We start from the raw sequence: 16739 nt of genomic DNA, 5'->3' as shown, positions 1-16739 counted from the left end.
GCGGCGGGGCCTGTCCCGTCGGCCGCGGCACGGACCACAACACCGGAAATCTCATGACCCAGCACCAGCGGGGCCTTCAGGACCGACTCCCCCGCCGCCCCGTGCAACCAATAGTGCAGGTCCGACCCGCAGATCCCGCCAAACGCCACCTCGATAACGGCCTCCCCCGGGCCCGGCGGAACCAACGGCACCTCCTCGATGCGCAGATCCCCCCTGGCATGGGCCACCACCGCCACACCCGACACCGGCAGACCCGGCACAGGCAGGGCTTCCGGAAGGGATGACTGGTTCAGAGCTGTGTTCGTTGTCATCAAACCACCACCGTCATTCCGCCGTCGATAAAGATCGTCTGCCCGTTCACGAAGTCCGAACCGGCCGAGGCCAGCCACACCGCGGGCCCGGCCAAATCCTGCACCGTGCCCCACCTGTTGGCCGGAGTCCGGCCCAGGATCCAGGAATTGAACACCTCATCGTCCACCAGGTTCTGCGTCATCTCCGTATGGATATACCCCGGCGCGATCCCGTTAATCTGCAAACCAGACCCCGCCCACTCCGCGGTCATCGCCCGGGTCAGGTTCCGCAACCCGCCCTTCGCCGCCACATACGGCGCGATCGTGGGACGGGCCAGGTCCGTCTGCACCGAACAGATATTAATGATCTTCCCGCGCCCGCGGGCAATCATGTAACGGGCAGCCTCCCGCCCCACCAAAAACGCGCTCGTCAAATCAGTGGAAATCACCCGCTCCCAATCCGCCACATCCAACTCCAGCATCGGCACCCGGTGCTGAATCCCCGCATTATTCACCAGGATCTCCAACGGCCCCACGTTCTCCTCCACCCACGCCACACCCCGCGCCGCCTCACTATCCTTCGTGACATCAAACGCGACACTGTGCACCCGCCCCGGCGCGTACTCCGCAGCCATCGCCCCCGCCGCGTCCTTCAACCGCCCGGCATTGACCCCGTTCAACACCACCGTGGCACCGGCGTCAGCCAACGCCCGCGCCAGCGCATTACCAATCCCCCGGCTCGAACCCGTCACCAAAGCAACCCGCCCGGTCAAATCAAACAAAGAACTCATGGTGTCTCCTCGACTGTTTCGGTAGTGCGGGTGCCAGCGCGGGCTGGTGCCCCGGTGTCAGCTCCGGAGTCGGACGAGCTGAGATTGGCAATGGTTTGCCTCACCACGGCAAGGTCGAGGTCGCCCAGGCCCTGGTCTTTGAGTTCGCCGTAAAGAGCCACCGCGGCTGTCGCCATCGGCACGGAGGCCCCCGCAGCGGCCGCGCTTGCCCTCACAAAGGAAAGGTCTTTGTGCATGAACTTCGCCGGTCCAGTCGGCGCATAATCCTTGGTGGCCAGGCGTGGGCCGACGAATTCCAGGACCCTGCTGGCCGCGAGGCCGCCCGACAGCACCTCGAAGAGCGATTCAACGTCCATGCCCGAGCGTTCGGCGAGCTCGGCCGCCTCGGCAAGTGCCGCCGTCGTTGTTCCCACAATCAACTGGTTGCACGCTTTGGCAAGCGATCCGGAGCCCAGTTCACCCAGCCGCCTGACCATGGTGCCCATCGCCTCAAGAACTGGCAGGAGCCGCTCGAAGTGCTCCGCCGGAGCGCCGGCCATAATGGCGAGGGTTCCCCGTTCGGCACCTTCCGTCCCGCCGCTGACTGGCGCGTCCACTACAGCGGCGTTCCCGCCACTGGCGGCCGCGACGGCCACGCCGAACGCCCTGACCCCCACCGGCGAAACGCTGCTCATCACCACCACAAGCGTGCCCGGCCGTGGCGGCCTCAACCGCCATTCGTCGAGGAGGCCGGCAGCGGCCTCTTCGATGAAGGACAGGTCCGGGAGCATAAAGATGATGACGGGCTCGTCCCGAAGGGCTGCCACGCTGCCGGCGCGGGAACCGCCGAGCCGAACGAAGTCATCGACCGCGGCAGTGGAGCGGTTCCACGCTGTCACCGACCACCCGGCCTTGAGCAGATTGGCGGCCATGGGGGCACCCATCAGCCCCAGCCCGACGAAGCCGGCACTGCGTGGAATGACCGTGCTTTTCGCCGGAATGGACGCCTGCGGGTTGTTGTCGTTGTTCAATGTCCAACCTTGGTTCCCGGGCCGGAGCCCGTGTTTGTCTGAAGAGTTGCGTTCCCGGACTGGCCGGGCGACTACTTGCCCCAGATAGTGCGGTAGGCGTCCTGGTAACCTGCTGGATCCCAAGCATCGGTGGCCGTGGTGTTCTCTTTGGTGGAGACGTGGATCTGCGGGACGTACCCGCTGGCGGGCTGGTTGTTGAAGGCCCGGTTGAGTTCGTCCACGATCTGCCATCCCTCCGACTTCAGTGGGGACGGAACCGTCGCGGCCTGGTATTCGTCGGCCTTGATCCGCTGCAGCGCTGAGGAGTCGCCGTCTCCGGCCCCCACGTTGAACGGTGCGCCGCCGGCCTTCACGCCGCCGGCCCGCAAGGCGGCCGCAGCATTCTCGTAGTAGACGTCATTGATGGCCACCGAGTAGGTCCAGGCTTCGTTGTGCTTGCTCAGCAGCGAGGATACTTCCTGCGGCATCCGGGCGCTGACGTCCGAGAGCGGAACGTTGTCGTACTCCAGGACCTTGATGCCGGGGCACGTCTCCAACTCCTTCCTGATCATCTGTGACTTGCCCTCCGCGAACGGGATGGAGGAGTCTGTGAAGATCACGACGCCGGCTTTGCCGTTCGACTGCGCGATGACGTAGTCGGCGCTGATTTTGGCGACGTCTTCGACCTTCGTGGTGATGTTGGTGAACAGCAGCGGGTCGGCGCTGGGGCCCGGCGTTGAAAGGGCCTGCCAGGCGGCCAGCGGGATGTTGGCAGCATTCGCCTCCGCTACTTGGGCTGCCGTGGTCTTGGGATCAAAACCACCAATGACGATGCCGTCCGGCTTGGTGGTCAGCGCCTGGCTGAAGGCGCTTTGAATCCCCGCCGGCGTTCCCAGGCCGTCGATGACTTTAACGTTCCAGCCTATTGCTGAGGCCGCTTCCTGCAGGCCCTTGGCCACCCCCGCGACGCCGGGGTTGGTCATGGACTGGGCCACATAGACCAGCGTCTTTCCCGCGACGGCCTTGGGCCCCGTGGTGGGTCCGTCCCAGGGAGTATCGGCTTTGGACGCCTTCTCCACCGCTTTCTGCGCGGTGGCAACGACGTCGGCACAGCCGCTGTCCCCCGCAGCCGTTGCAGCGGCTGCGGTTGATTCAGAGGAGCCGCTGGTGCAGGCCGTGAGCCCAAGGGTCATGATGGCGCCGGCAGCAAGCAGCAAGCGGGGTGCGGAGTGGTTCATGGTGAAGCCTTTCAGTCATGGGGAAATAGCCTGGATGGTGCGTGTTCAGTGCCGGGGCTGCCCGCAGGGCTAGAGGACGGTGTTGGCGGGGGCCGGCGGAAGCGCAGCGGTTGTGGCGGGGCCCGCGGGAGCCGCTGGCCCGCCGTCGTCCGCTTTAGGGAGCATGGAGGGCGGGGCGGCCACCGCCCCGGCACGGAGCTTGCGGCGGGCGGAGTAGCCTGCCAGGCCGACGGCGATCAGCAGGGTGACACCGTTGAAGAGCGGGGTGACCCAGAACTGGGCGCCCAGCTGGGAGATGCCTGCCAAGCCGATGGCCAGGGTGATGACCGCTACCAGGGTGCCGATAACGTTCGCACGTCCGGGCTTGATCGCGGTAGCTCCCAGCAGCGCTCCCACGAAGGCCGGCAGCAGGTAGTCCATGCCAACGCTGGGGTTTCCGATCTGCTGCTGCGAAGCCAGGAGAACCCCGGCCACACCGGTAACCACCGCGGAGAAGGCGAAGGCATAGATGGAGTACCTCTTGGTGGGGATACCCATCAGGGCCGCTGCCCGCGGGTTGGAGCCGAGAACGTAGAAGTAGCGTCCCAGGGGCAGCCGTTCGAAGAGGATCCACAGGATCACCGCGACAATCAGCAGGTACACCGCGACGATGGGCACACCGGCGATCTTGGAGTCGTAGAGGTCCTTGAAGGAGACAGGCAGGCCGCTGTCACCAGGGACAACACGGGCTCCGTTGGTGATGGCTCCGGTGATGGCGTAGAGCACGGTTCCCGTTCCCAGCGTGGCAACGAAGGAGTCGATCTGTCCGAATTCCACCAGGAGGCCGTTGACGACGCCGACCAATGCCATCACGCCGATGGCCACCAGTGCGGCGATGCCCCAGGGCATGTTGCCGTCCACAATCAGCTTCAGGACGATCACGTGCGAGAGTCCGAGGCCATACCCGATGGAGAGATCGAACTTTCCGGTGGCGATGGGGATCATCGCTCCCAGCGCCAGCAATGCAGGGATGGCCTGGTTGCTGAGGATGGCGTTGAAATTGCGGCCAGAGAGGAAGGTCTGCGGGAGGATCAGGGCAAACACCGCGAACAGTACCACCAGGATCAGAACGAGCCCGTAGGGCCCGAGGAGGTGGGCTGCGCCGCCCCGTTGGCGGCTGGTCTTTAGCTGGGTCATGTGAAGATCACTCCGAGGTGAGAGCAGCACCGGAGGCCGCCACAGTGAGGTTTGAAATGGTCAGGTCAGCGCCGGATAGCTCCGCGGTGACGGTTCCTTGGACAAAAACGAGTGCACGGTGGCAGACGTTGGCGACTTCTTCGAAGTCGGTTGAGATCATCAGGACTGCGAGGCCAGCCGCGAGCGACTCCTCCAGCAGGGTGTAGATGTCTGCTTTGGCGCCGACGTCAACGCCGGCGGTAGGTTCCTCGAGGATGATGAGTTTTCGCCGCGTACTGAGCCACCGGCCAATCATGATTTTCTGCTGATTGCCGCCGGACAGCGTGGCAATTGCCACCTCGGTCAAGGCCGGCCTGACGCCGTACCGCTCTACGAGCTGGCCTGCCCGTTCCCGCTCCTTGCGGGGGCTGGTCCACGCGAAGGGGTTCTTGGATCGGATCCCCGGGTTGGGCAGGAAGTTCTCCCGCAGCGACAGCTCCGGAGCGCAACCCTCTTCCATCCTGTTGCTGGTGACGAAACCGACTCCTGCGGCCACGGCTTCCGCCGGTGTGCGCGGGTGGTAGTCGGCCGAGTCGAGCCGGGCGCTGCCGGAGGTCATCCTGTGAGCTCCAGCGAGGGCACGCCCCAACTCCATGTGCCCGGCACCGGTGAGCCCCACCATTCCCACCACCTCGCCAGCATGAACAGAAAAGGAGATGGCCCGTGTCTGCGGGGTGCTGAGTCCGTCGACGGCCAGCCGTTCCGCCTGCTGCTGGACGCTGCTGCCCGAGGTGTAACTGACTGGTTTGTGGCCGACGATATCCACCACGAGTTCGCGGGGAGATTTATCTGCGATGGGACCGCTGTGGATGAGCCGGCCGTCCCGCAGCACGGTGACGGTGTCCGAGATGGCGAAGACTTCGTCGAGCCGGTGGCTCACGTAGAGCAACCCATGGCCGTTCTTCCGCAATCTCTCCAGGACATCAAAGAGCTTGCGGGAATCCGCGGCAGGCAGGCTGGCCGTCGGTTCGTCGAGCACGATGACCGACGCGTTGGAAGCCAGCGCCCGTGCGATGGCCACCAGGGACTTGTCAGCCCGGGTCAGTTCTGAAACGTACCGGTCGGGTTCGAGGTGGGAGGCCACAGCCTGAAGTGCCACCGCGGCGTCGTCGCGGACCTGGCGCCAGGAAATGAATCCACCCGAGCGGCCAAAGCCGGTGCCCAACGCAATGTTCTCGGCAATAGTCATTGAGTCCACCAGTCCGAGGTCCTGGTGGATGAAGGCCATCTTCGCGGCAGCTTCCGGTGTCCCCAACAAGTGACCGCCAACTGTGATGCGGCCGCTGGTAGGGGTGTACAGCCCGGAGAGGATCTTGATCAGGGTGGATTTGCCGGCGCCGTTCTGGCCGAGCAACGCGTGGATGCTGCCGGCCTCAAGCGTCAGGTCGACGTCCTGCAAAGCTGCATTGACGCCAAAGCGCTTGGATAGTTGATCGATCTGGATCAGCGGCACGGCGGGAGGATTGAGTCCCATGTTCGCTCCTTGCAGCCCCAGTGCTGCGTAAATTTCTGGGTGGGTCACCAATGACCCGCTGACCAACATCTTGTACTACGACCAACATATTGGTCAAGAGTTGATCAGAAGGAGCTGCCTTAGAGCGAGTGGGAACTCAGCGGGTTAGCCAGTGCGCGGGCAATCTGCTGCAGTTCGGAGACGATTTCGGCATGGTCCAACTCGTCGGCCCGGGCCTTGAGGAGGGTGGCACTGATGGCGAATTGCGCGGGCTCACCTGGAATGTTCACCACGGGCACGGCGAAGCAGACCACTCCGATATTGGTTTCCTCGTCATCCATGAAATAGCCGCGTTGCCTGGAAGTTTGCAGCTCAGCCATCAGGTCGGTCAGGCTCGTCAGGGACTTGGACGTGAACGGCACGAACGTCTTGCCGCGATACCTGTCTTCGACGACCGCATCCGGCAGGGTTGCCAGCACTGCCTTGCCGGTGGCGGTGACGTGTGCGGGGAAACGGTCGCCGATGTTGGCGGTGAGGCGGATGGGGTTGGTTCCCTCATATCGCGCCAGGTAGAGCACATCCGTGCCATCGAGCAGGGCAAGCCGTGCGGCTTCGCGGGATATCAGCCTGGAGCGGCGGCATAACGCATAGAACTCTGCGAGTTGGTCGGCCGAGCGGAGGTAGTCGCCAGCCAGGGACAGGATCCTCCGGCCCAGGGTGAGGCGGCCATCCGAACGCCTCAGCATGCCTTCGCCCTCAAGGGCTGCGCAGATATTGGCGGTGGAAGACTTCGCCAGATTCATGGACTTGGCCAGTTCGGGAACACTCGCACCGGCCTGTCCAGCCGCTGCAACCAGTTCCAATATGGCCATCCCCCGCGTAATAGCGGGAACCGAACTCTGGGCGTTGGCGCCGACGTCCGTCACTGTCTCTGCCGTCATGTCTGACTTCCTCATCCGTGAACAATTGGTGATGCCGTCCAAAATCTTGACTTTAAGCCAGTATATTGGTTTATCATTGCGGAGTCACCCTCTCCCAGTCCCCCAGGGACCAGTGGCACCTTTATGGCCCCGGAACATTCATTCAGGCGTCCCGCCCGTCGTCCCGGCCGGTTCCCCCCATTTTTCAAGGAGTACACCGTGTGTGCGGAAAATATCAGGGCTAGTTCACTTTACCCAACCCCCACCGGGAACGGGTCCTCCGTCACCAAGGAGGCCTTTGAGCAGGTGTTCGACGAGGTGAAGACCTGGGGCACCTACAGCAACCCGTCGGCGGGGGCTTGGCAAACAGTCGCCGCGGCCTCCGTGGTTGAAGCCGCCGCCTTGGTCCGCAGTGGCCGCGTTGTGGCGACGGCCCTGCCATGGAACACGGTCAGTGGACCCTCCAACGCGAACCCGGCCCTGCACTATATGACTGACCTCGGCGTCCGTGAAGCTCCTGAACCGTCATGCAACAAGGACTTCATCGGCGTCGACTATCACGGAAAAGCCGTCAGCCACCTGGATGCCCTGAGCCACATCGCCTACAAGGGACTCCTCTACGACGGGGAAACCTCCAAGGACGTCGTGACGGCAACGGGAGCGGACTTTGGTTCGGTCAGCGCCCTCGGCTCATTGGTGGCACCTGGCGTGTTGCTGGACTTCACCGTCCTGTTCGACGTTCCGTGGCTTGAACCCGGCACTGCCATCCACGCAGAAGACATCCTGGCCGCGGAACAGAAACTTGGTGTGAAGATCACCGCCGGTGACGCAGTCCTGATCCGGACCGGCCATTTCCGCCGTGCCCGCGAACTAGGGATGTGGGACTCCTCGGACCTGAGTGCCGGGCTTCACGTTGACTGCATGCCCCTGCTGGCCGAGCGCGGCATCAGCGTCCTGGGCGGCGATGGCGACTCCGATGTCCGTCCCTCCCCCACCCCGGGCATTCACTCCCCGATCCACATTCTTGCGATCACCGCCATGGGCCTGCCCCTCCTGGACAACCTCGATCTTGAAGCACTCGGTGCCGCGTGCACCGAAGAGGACCGTTACCGGTTCATGTTCGTCGTGGCCCCCCTCAACATTCCCCGTGGCACGGGTTCGCCCGTAAATCCCCTGGCGGTCTTCTAATGGCTTTCTCAGTAGGAATTTCCTCCGATTTTCTCGATGCCACAGGGCGCAACGTCTGGGGTGATATCGGCCTGGCCGGACTCGACGCCGCCGGGCTGGAGTGGGAGTACATGCAGGACAACACCCAGGCCATCACTCCGGCGCAGATGGAGAAGTACGACGCCATCCTCTACGCCGCTCCGGCCGTTACCGCCGAATCCTTCGCCGGGGTTGCCAATCCCCCGCTGATCCTGGCCAGGTTCGGCGTCGGATATGACGCCGTCGACCTCGCCGCCTGCACAGCGGCCGGCACGGTCGCCACGATAACTCCCGACGGCGCCCGCGGCCCCGTGGCCACCGCCACGCTGTCCATGCTCCTGTCAGTCATGCACCACACGGTCACGAAGGACCGGCTGGTCCGGGACCAGCGGTGGGACCTGCGTGAGAACTTCATGGGCACCGGCCTGGCGGGAAAGACGGTCGGCCTTCTCGGCGTCGGAAACACCGGCGGCGAACTGATCCGCCTGCTGGCCCCGTTTGGCGTCCGGTGCGTGGGCTACGATCCTTTTTGCCCGCCTGAGCGCGCCGCCGACCTCGGCGTTGAACTGATGGAACTCGAAGACGTGGCTACGTGCTGTGATGCGTTGATTGTTATGGCAGTCCTGACGGAGCAGACCAGGCACATCGTCAACGCCTCCATCCTGCACCGCATGAAGCCCACTTCGGTTGTCATCAACATGGCACGCGGACCGATCATCAAGGAACCTGACCTTATTGCGGCCCTGGTCAGCGGGACTATTGCCGGTGCCGGGCTGGACGTCTTTGAAGAAGAGCCCGTTAATAATGAGCTCCTCGGCCTGGACAACGTCACCCTTTCGCCCCACTGCCTCTCCTGGACCGACGAAATGTCCCTGGGCAACGGCGGAAGCTGCGTCACGGCCATCGTGGACGTCGCCCATGGCCGGACCCCTCGGTTCGTTATCAACCGTGAAGTCCTGGACTCTGCGGTTTTCAAAGACCGGCTTACCCTCCACGCCGGCTAGCCAGTGGCCTCACACACGAAAGAGAAAAAGTGCCCCAGAACTCACCAAGGAAACTGCAGGTTATTGTCCGGCGTGCCAGCGATACCGATTTCGCCCTGGACTCAGGAGTCCGCAAGCTCCAGGCCGTGGCCCTCGCCGGCGGCGCCGGTGGGATCCTGGTCACCAAACACGCCCCGGGGCGCTTCTCGCTTGAGCTGACCCACGACGTACCTTTCGGCTACATCCACGAGAAAGCCTGAGACGCCGGCTCCGCCGTCGCCCGCAGCACCACTACAGCCATCACCAAGGGAGCACCATGCGCATTGCAAGGCTCAAGACTGCCGAAGGTCCACAACATGCCGTGGAGCGAAATGGCAGTTGGGACCACATCGTTGACCCGTTCGTCAATCCGCCCACTTACACCGGAGGCGCTACCCCTGATGCCGAGGCCGTCTTCCTCGCTCCCGTCCGGCCCGCCGTCGTGTTGGGCATTGCCCACAACCGCACGCTCAACAACCATCCCCTGCCCATCCAAGCATGGCACAAGTCTGTTCATACCGTCGCCGCCCCCGGGGACCAGGTAGCGGCAGCCCGCGGGCGCGGCACGGTCAGCGTCGAAGGCGAGCTGGCCGTCGTGATGGGAAAAAGGGCGACGGAACTAACAGTCAGGAATGCCCTGGAGCACGTCCTTGGCTATACGTGCGTGAACGACGTCACGAACGTTGACCAAGGGGCCGTGGACGAGCGGAATTTCCAAGGCAAGGCCGGCGGCAACTACACCCCCCTGGGTCCGTGGATCGAAACGGAGATACCGGACCCCGACCTCGTGGGGATCGACGTGTGCGTCAACGGCGTGGTCAGGGCCAAATCCGGTTCCTTCAACCTTCCCTCGTCTGTGGCCGAGTGCCTTGTATATGTCACGTCCTGGTTGACCCTTGAACCTGGGGACATCGTGATGACAGGCGCTCCCGGGACAGCAGTCGGAGTCCAACCCGGTGACCGTGTCGACGTTGTCCTCGGCGGCATCGGAACACTGACGAACACCATTGCTTAATAACGCTTGCGCGGGCTGGTCGCAGTCGGCCTGAGGCTGATCTGGTGGTCCGTGTCCCGTGAGGCGTCCTCGATCAATGTCAGGTCGCGGCCGCGGGTTTCGGGCACCAGAAACGTGGTGATGAACGTGATGACGGAAAGTCCAAACATATAGGTGGCCACTGGCCACCACGCTCCGCTGCTGATGCTGATCAACCAGGCACCCGCCACCGGGGCGAGCCCGCCCGCAAGCACGGCGCTGAACTCACGCGCCGTGGCAACACCGATGTAGCGGTGGCGGTTTCCGAAAAGTTCGGGCAACAGAGCGCACTGGGATCCCAGCATGGTGTTCACGCCGAAGCCAATGGCTACGGCGATAACAAGGATGATGACTACGGGGTTCCCCAGCGAGAGCAGCCACCAGCCGGGGTAGGCGAGCACCAGCAGGACGCCTGCCCCGAAGCGGTAGACAGGAATCCGTCCAAACCTGTCTGACACCGCACCGGCCCACGGGACCGAGATCATGCCAACGAGCGACCCAACAGCCACAGCCAGCGGACCGATCCAGGCCCCGACGCCAACGGTGGTGACAACAAAGCTGACGGCGAGTGTGTTGAAGAGGTAGGAACCGCCGTTCTCCGCCATCCGGAGGCCGATGCCCCGGACCACGTTTGGCAGGGAGCGGCTGAAGACTTCCCGCAACGGGCTCCGGGCAATCTGCTCCTGCTCTTCGAGCACGATGAAGGTGGGGCTCTCCCTGAGGCGGAGCCTGATGAAAAGGGCAATGCCGATCAGCAGGATCGAGGCCAGGAACGGGATCCGCCATACGCCGGACAGCAGCACTTCGCTCGGCAGGGTGCCCAGGTAGATAAACACCCCGGCGGCCAGCAGCGTTCCGGCCTGGATGCCGATGAACGGCAGGGCTGCGAAGAAACCCCGACGCCGGACGGGCGCGTATTCTGCCATCAGCACAGTCGCGCCGGCCTGCTCCGCTCCCGCGCCGAACCCCTGCAGAAGCCGCATGAGCACCAACAGCGCCGGAGCCCAAAGTCCAACCTCGTCGTACGTCGGCAGCGCGCCGACCAGCGTGGAGGCGCCGCCCATGAGCAGGATGGTTGCCACCAGGACCCACTTTCGGCCAAGCCTGTCGCCAACGGTGCCAAAGAGCAGGCCACCCAGCGGCCGGGCCACAAAGGCGACGCCGAACGTGGCAAAGCTGGCCACGGTGCCGGTGGCCGGATCAAGGTTGGAAAAGAAAACCTTGCTGAAGATCAGGGCGGAGGCGAGCCCGTAAAGGGCGAAATCGTAGTACTCCAAAGCGCTGCCCACGCTCGACGCGAAGGTGGCCCGCCGAAGGTTGGCAGCATACTCCGGGTCGGTGGAACCCCTTTCGGGGTGCGGTGCAGGGCCGGAACTCATAGTTCTGTGCCTCCGTCCGAAAGGCCCTGCATTTGCGGCTGTCACCGTAGACACGGGGCGAGGATCCCCCACGGGCGTAGCCCGATAGCGGCAATCTAGCACCGTAGCAAACCAAGTCAATACTCCGACTTTGTACGAATTCCCGTCAGCGGGCGACGCTTTCGCCGGTCAGTGCACTCCGAACCGATGTCCATGATTTGAGGACTTCCAGAACGGCCGGGTCCCGCTCGGCCAGGATGGCCTGGCTGTAGGAGTCCGCCAGGAGTACGTCCACGGACACCCGCGATCCCGCTGCGGCGCTGCGGATCGCAGCTTCCACCATGGCAAGGCTCATGATGTTCTGGTGGACCCTTCCCATCGGCACGCTTCCCGTGCGGACCGCGTCCACGAAGTCCCGCAAGGACCCGGCGATTTCCAGGCCCGGGTCTTCGCTGGTACCGCCATCAGAGGCAAGCGAAGATACAGGGTGATTGTCCCCGTCCCACAAAACTGTTCCGCGCTCACCACTGATACGCCACGAAGCATTCCACGAGGTTTCCTGGCCTGGACTGCACCAACTCCCGGTGAACACGAAGCGTTCGCCTCCAGTCATTTCGAAGATGGCCGTGGAGCCTGCATCTCCCCGGTACCAGCTCCAGGAGGGGTTGTATTCCTCGCAGAAGACGGAGACCGGATCGGCGTCGAGCAGGAACCGGGCCATGTCGAACTGGTGGATGGCCATGTCCAGCAGCAGGGGGTGGTCCATGGCATCGCGGAAACCGCCAAAGTGTGGCGCCTTGAAGAACTCAGCCGACACAATGCCAACGGAACCGAAAGATGCGGACAGCCGCTTCGCTTCGAACAATTGCCGGTTGTAGCGGCGGGACTGGCTGACCATGAACAGTTGGCCGTGGAGTTCAGCAGCGGCCGCCAGCGAGAGTCCCTGGGCCACTGTGGATGCAACCGGCTTTTCGCCAAGGACCGGCAGTCCAGCGGCAAGTGCTTCCGTGGTGACCGGATGATGGGCGGCAGGGATGGTGACGTTGATGACTGCCTGGGCTCCGACGTCGGACGCCAATGCCGTTGTACTGGCACCTACCGGGAGATCGGGATGCCCAACCGCGGCTGCAGCCGTGCGGGCGGCGTCCAGGTCCAGGTCGACGATGCCCGCAAGCTCCACCAGTGGAGATTCCTCCACAGTGCGAAGCCAGGCGCGTCCCATGCCCCCGGCTCCGACCACAACGACGCGAAGGGGCGTGCCGTCATCGGGGATGATGGCGAAGGGGGTGTTCATGCGTTGGCTCCCTGGTAGCTCTTGCCGTTGAAGAAATCGCCGGTTTCATAGCGAAGCAGTTCGGGGACGGCCCGTTCGGGCCGGTCGGTGACTGCCCATTCCACCGCGTTGGCGATGACCCGGCGGATATCTGCGTGGTGGTACACGGGGTAGTCCTGGTCGCCGGGGCTGAAGAAGAAGATCTTGCCGTGTCCGCGGCGGAACGTGCAGCCGGAACGGAAGACTTCGCCGCCGGTGAATGAACTGATGAACACGAGTTCCTCGGGTGTGGGGATGTCGAAGAACTCGCCGTACATCTCCTGCTCGGGAATCTCGATGGGGTGCGGCACCCCTTTTGCGATGGGGTGGGTCGGGTCCACGGTCCAGACGAGTTCGCGGTCCTGCTCAGACCGCCAGCGAAGGGTGCAGGAAGTGCCCATCAGCTTGGTGAAGATCTTGGACCAGTGTCCGGAGTGCAGCACGATCAGGCCCATGCCGGCGAGGACGTGGCGGTGCACGCGCTCAACAATCGCGTCGTCGACGTCCGCATGGGACATGTGCCCCCACCAGGTCAGGACATCGGTGTTGGCGAGGACTTCCTCCGTGAGGCCATGTTCCGGCTCGTCCAGGATGGCGGTACGGACCACGACGGCGGAACCCAGGTTCTCCTCGATGCCGGCCTTGACGGCGCCGTGCATTCCCTCCGGATACAGGCGTGCCACCAGTTCGTCCCGCTTCTCGTGCCGGTTCTCGCTCCACACAGTGACATGGATGGGCTTGCTGTCAGTCATGATTTCTCCTTTTTAGGTGCTGAAGGCGGTCTATTTGACCGCGCCGCCGGTGGTGCCGGCAGCGATGTATTTCTGGGCTGCGACCAGCAGGACGATGGCCGGGATGGAGGCAAGTACTGCCGTCGCCATCACTGAACTCCAGTCGTTCACATAGGCCCCGATGTACTGGAAGATTCCCAGTGTCACGGGCCGGACGGCTTCTGTGGTGGTCAGGGTGAGGGCGAAGAGGAAGTCGCTCCACGCAAACAGGAAGGTGAACAGGCCCGCGGTGATCAGGGAGTTCCGGCTTAAGGGCAGCACGATCGACCAGAACGCCCGGAGGTGGCCAGCGCCGTCCACCCGCGCGGCCTCGATGACAGAGGCCGGCATGCCATTCATGAACGCCCGGATGATCAGGATGGCAAACGGGATTCCATGCGCGGAGTCCGCAAGGATCAGGCCAGGAATGGAGTTGAGCAGGCCAAGATCGTTGTAGGCGGTGTACAGGGCGTTAGCCACCACGATGCCCGGGATCATCTGGCTGATGAGGATGGCGAACAGGACCACGCCTGCGCCGCGGACCTTGAAGTACGCCAAAGCGTAGGCTGCGGGGGCTGCGATGGCCAGGCTCAAGACCACACTTCCGAGTGAAATGACCAGGCTGGTGCCCAGGTTGCCGGCCTGTTCGTTGATCGCGGTCGCGTAGCCGGTGAAGTCCGGCTTAAGCGGCAGCCACGAGGTTTCCAAGGTAGTGCCGTTGGGCTGCAGGGAGGCGTTGACCATCCAGTAGACCGGGAACAGCATGACGGCCAGGAAGAAGATGGCCAGTGCCGTGTAACCCCAGTTCTTGCTGGTGGTTCGTGGGACCGCTGACGTTCGGCGGACGGGGCCCCGTAGTTGGGTTGTCATCGTTTCCTCACTCATCCACGGCGCGTCGGCTGGCCCGCAGGTAGAGGACCGCGAACACGAGGGAAATGATCACCAGCACGTTGCCCAGGGCCGCGCCTTCGCCGAATTTAAACTCGTGGAAGGAGAGGGCATAGGACTGGGTGGCGATGGTTTGGGTTGAATTTGCCGGGCCGCCGTTGGTCAGGCCCAGGATGATGTCCAGCACCTTGAGCGTGTAAACCACGCCGAGCACCAGTACTACGCTCACCACCGGCCTCAGCATGGGCCAGGTGATGTGCCGGAAGGCCCTCCAGCCGGTGGCACCGTCCAGGGACCCAGCCTCATAGAGCTCATCCGGTATTTCCTGGAGACCGCCGTAGAGAATGGTCAGGTTGAAGGGAATACCGATCCAGATATTCACGCCCACTACGGCAAGCAGCGCAAGCGAGGTGCTGGTCAGCCACGGGATGCCGGTGTCGATCAGGCCGAGGTCCCCAAGGAAGCGGTTAAGGGCACCGCTGTCCTTGTCCAGGATCCAGCGCCACACGGCACTCGACACGATCAGCGGCAGGAGCCAGGGCAGCAGTAGCAATGACCGGAGGATTCCGTTGAGCGGGAACTTGCGCTGGAAAAAGATCGCCAGCGCCAGTCCGATCACGAACTGCCCCAGGATGGACCCCAGCGTAAACAGCGCGGTGTTCAGCAGCGAGGTTGAAAACAACGACGACGACAACACCGTTGCATAGTTGGCCAACCCAACCCAGGGGGCTTCGCCGGTAAAGAACGTCGCCGTGGTGTAGTCCTGGAAGCTCATGACGACGTTCTTGACCACGGGGTAGCCAAAGAACAGGGCCATGTAGACCACAGCGGGAACGAGGAAGAGCCACTGGAAAATACGTTCACGGCGTTGGCGGGTACGCCGACGCGGGACTTGAGTTTGTGCCCCTGAACCGGTGCGACCGTGCTTCCGTGAAGCTATTCCCGTGGCCGGCCCGGCTGCAGTGTGCGATACGTCGGTTGTCAATGACATGGCGGCCTTCTTAATGGCCTTGGGCTTGCTTGAGGGCGTCGGCCGGCGAGGCGTTGCCCGTCAGTGCGGTCTGGATGGCGGTGTAGATCTTTGTGGCTTGGGCAGGCCATTCCTCACCGAGCTGGCCGGTCCGTGCGCGGGCGGTTTTGATCAGTTCGGTGAAGGTAGCGAGCTTGGGATTCTCGGAGGCGAAGGTTTCCGCAAGCGTGGTCTTGGAAGGAATGGTGTTGCGGACCTTGGCCATCGCCAGCTGGTTTTCGTCATTGTTCAGGCAAGCCACCACTTCGGCTGCCTTCGCCTGGCGGGCTTTGTTGCCAGTCTGCGGGACTGTCCAGACCTCTCCGCCGAGCGGAGCGACGGAGGTCTGCCCGGCTTCGCGGACCGGGATCTTCACGACGCCATACTGAAGGCTTGGCTGCTTGTCCAGGGACGGAATCTGCCACGGGCCGTTGACCATCATCGCTGCCTTGCCGGCAAGGAACTGGTCCTTCACATCAGCCTGGGTCCAGTTGAGGGCAGAAGACGAAACCGACCCGCTCTTGACCAATTCTGTCCACAGCTGCAGGGCTTCTTCGGTCTCTTTGGTGTCAATCTTCTTTTCGTCACCTCCGTTCGACCACATGACGGGGAGGAACTGCCACGTTCCCTCATAGGTGGGGTTGGCGTTGAACGCCAGCCCGTACTGATCTCCGCTCGTGAGCTTCGCGGCTGCTGCCTTCAGCTCATCCCACGTGGTGGGCGGCGTGACGCCAGCCTTGGCCAGGATGTCCTTGTTGTAGAACAAGGCGATGGTGTTCACTGTGGGCGCCAGGCCGTAGACCTTGTCCTTGTAGGTGCCTGCGCTGAGGACACCTTCAGCGAAGTTCTCGGTGTTGATCTTGAAATCAGCCAAGGGAGCCAACGCGCCCGTGGCCGCAATTTGCTGAAGGTCGGGGTTGTCCAGCATGAGTACATCGGGAAGCGTCTTGGAAGAGGACTGCTGGAGCACCTTGGAGATCAGCGACTTGCCCGGAACGGTCTCGCGCTTGATCGTCACGCCCGCTTTCGTCCCGCAGGCGGTGAGCGCATCGCCGATGAAGGACTTGTCCGGCTCATTGTTGTAATAGTCCACCACTGAGATCTCCTTGACGGGATCAGTGGAGGAAGCCGTATAACCCGCTGCGCCGCAGCCTGAGATAAGCAGTGGAAGGCCTGCCAGGGCGGCCATGGCCAAGGAGAGCGGACGCGCGGTCCTGTGTGCTGACTTCATTGTCTGTTCCTTTT

Annotated in this window: 17 protein-coding genes; 4 read left to right on the top strand and 13 right to left on the bottom strand. The window is 63.4% G+C overall.

Annotation, left to right across the window (positions count from 1 at the left end; genetic code table 11):
- From ACLKOZ_RS21100 to ACLKOZ_RS21070, 7 genes are all read right to left on the bottom strand, one after another.
- On the bottom strand, positions 1-311 hold a 311-nt coding region (locus tag ACLKOZ_RS21100; protein WP_436478090.1), incomplete at its 3' end, for an alcohol dehydrogenase catalytic domain-containing protein.
- Entirely contained in the window at positions 311-1081 is a 771-nt protein-coding gene (locus ACLKOZ_RS21095; RefSeq protein WP_436478088.1) for an SDR family oxidoreductase, read from the bottom strand. The genes ACLKOZ_RS21100 and ACLKOZ_RS21095, both read right to left, overlap by 1 nt.
- Positions 1078-2091, bottom strand: a complete 1014-nt coding sequence (locus tag ACLKOZ_RS21090) for an NAD(P)-dependent oxidoreductase (protein WP_436478086.1) — start codon at positions 2089-2091, stop codon at positions 1078-1080. Before ACLKOZ_RS21090 ends, ACLKOZ_RS21095 begins: the two co-directional genes overlap by 4 nt.
- A gap of 71 nt (positions 2092-2162) precedes the next feature.
- The gene (locus ACLKOZ_RS21085; protein WP_436478084.1) at positions 2163-3308 is read right to left on the bottom strand and encodes a substrate-binding domain-containing protein; all 1146 of its coding nucleotides are present in this window, start codon (positions 3306-3308) and stop codon (positions 2163-2165) included.
- 69 nt (positions 3309-3377) lie between these two features.
- Complete coding sequence (locus ACLKOZ_RS21080; protein WP_436478082.1) at positions 3378-4484, bottom strand: ABC transporter permease; 1107 nt, start codon at positions 4482-4484, stop codon at positions 3378-3380.
- Between the two features lie 7 nt (positions 4485-4491).
- Complete coding sequence (locus tag ACLKOZ_RS21075; protein ID WP_436478080.1) at positions 4492-5997, bottom strand: sugar ABC transporter ATP-binding protein; 1506 nt, start codon at positions 5995-5997, stop codon at positions 4492-4494.
- Positions 5998-6116: 119 nt separating this feature from the next.
- Complete coding sequence (locus tag ACLKOZ_RS21070; RefSeq protein WP_436478078.1) at positions 6117-6917, bottom strand: IclR family transcriptional regulator; 801 nt, start codon at positions 6915-6917, stop codon at positions 6117-6119.
- 198 nt (positions 6918-7115) lie between these two features.
- On the opposite strand from ACLKOZ_RS21070, the gene ACLKOZ_RS21065 reads away from it, so the two are divergent.
- From ACLKOZ_RS21065 to ACLKOZ_RS21050, 4 genes are read left to right on the top strand one after another with little or no spacing between them, the layout of a single operon-like run.
- The gene (locus ACLKOZ_RS21065) at positions 7116-8084 is read left to right on the top strand and encodes a cyclase family protein (RefSeq protein ID WP_436478076.1); all 969 of its coding nucleotides are present in this window, start codon (positions 7116-7118) and stop codon (positions 8082-8084) included.
- Positions 8084-9106 carry an NAD(P)-dependent oxidoreductase gene (locus ACLKOZ_RS21060; protein WP_436478074.1) on the top strand — a complete coding sequence of 341 codons (1023 nt, stop codon included), beginning with the start codon at positions 8084-8086 and terminating at the stop codon, positions 9104-9106. The genes ACLKOZ_RS21065 and ACLKOZ_RS21060 overlap by 1 nt, the downstream gene beginning before the upstream one ends.
- Positions 9107-9135: 29 nt before the next feature.
- Complete coding sequence (locus ACLKOZ_RS21055; RefSeq protein ID WP_436478072.1) at positions 9136-9345, top strand: hypothetical protein; 210 nt, start codon at positions 9136-9138, stop codon at positions 9343-9345.
- Positions 9346-9401: 56 nt separating this feature from the next.
- Entirely contained in the window at positions 9402-10139 is a 738-nt protein-coding gene (locus ACLKOZ_RS21050; protein WP_436478070.1) for a fumarylacetoacetate hydrolase family protein, read from the top strand.
- Here ACLKOZ_RS21050 and ACLKOZ_RS21045 read toward each other — a convergent pair.
- From ACLKOZ_RS21045 to ACLKOZ_RS21020, 6 genes are all read right to left on the bottom strand, one after another.
- The gene (locus tag ACLKOZ_RS21045) at positions 10136-11536 is read right to left on the bottom strand and encodes an MFS transporter (protein ID WP_436478068.1); all 1401 of its coding nucleotides are present in this window, start codon (positions 11534-11536) and stop codon (positions 10136-10138) included. The two genes, ACLKOZ_RS21050 and ACLKOZ_RS21045, sit on opposite strands and share 4 nt — an antisense overlap.
- Before the next feature lie 145 nt (positions 11537-11681).
- Positions 11682-12809, bottom strand: a complete 1128-nt coding sequence (locus ACLKOZ_RS21040; protein WP_436478066.1) for a Gfo/Idh/MocA family protein — start codon at positions 12807-12809, stop codon at positions 11682-11684.
- Positions 12806-13579 carry a ThuA domain-containing protein gene (locus ACLKOZ_RS21035; protein ID WP_436478064.1) on the bottom strand — a complete coding sequence of 258 codons (774 nt, stop codon included), beginning with the start codon at positions 13577-13579 and terminating at the stop codon, positions 12806-12808. The genes ACLKOZ_RS21040 and ACLKOZ_RS21035 overlap by 4 nt, the downstream gene beginning before the upstream one ends.
- Positions 13580-13609: 30 nt before the next feature.
- Positions 13610-14467, bottom strand: a complete 858-nt coding sequence (locus tag ACLKOZ_RS21030; protein ID WP_436478062.1) for a carbohydrate ABC transporter permease — start codon at positions 14465-14467, stop codon at positions 13610-13612.
- Between the two features lie 7 nt (positions 14468-14474).
- Entirely contained in the window at positions 14475-15476 is a 1002-nt protein-coding gene (locus tag ACLKOZ_RS21025) for a carbohydrate ABC transporter permease (RefSeq protein WP_436478060.1), read from the bottom strand.
- Positions 15477-15486: 10 nt separating this feature from the next.
- Positions 15487-16725 (bottom strand): sugar ABC transporter substrate-binding protein, encoded by a 1239-nt coding sequence (locus ACLKOZ_RS21020; RefSeq protein ID WP_436478058.1) that lies wholly within the window; start codon positions 16723-16725, stop codon positions 15487-15489.
- Between the last annotated feature and the right edge of the window lie 14 nt (positions 16726-16739).

This window comes from Arthrobacter sp. R4 (genome assembly GCF_051365025.1).
Taxonomy (GTDB): Bacteria; Actinomycetota; Actinomycetes; order Actinomycetales; family Micrococcaceae; genus Arthrobacter.
The sequence above is the reverse complement of the archived record's forward strand: the minus strand, read 5'-3'. Positions and strand labels throughout refer to the sequence as shown.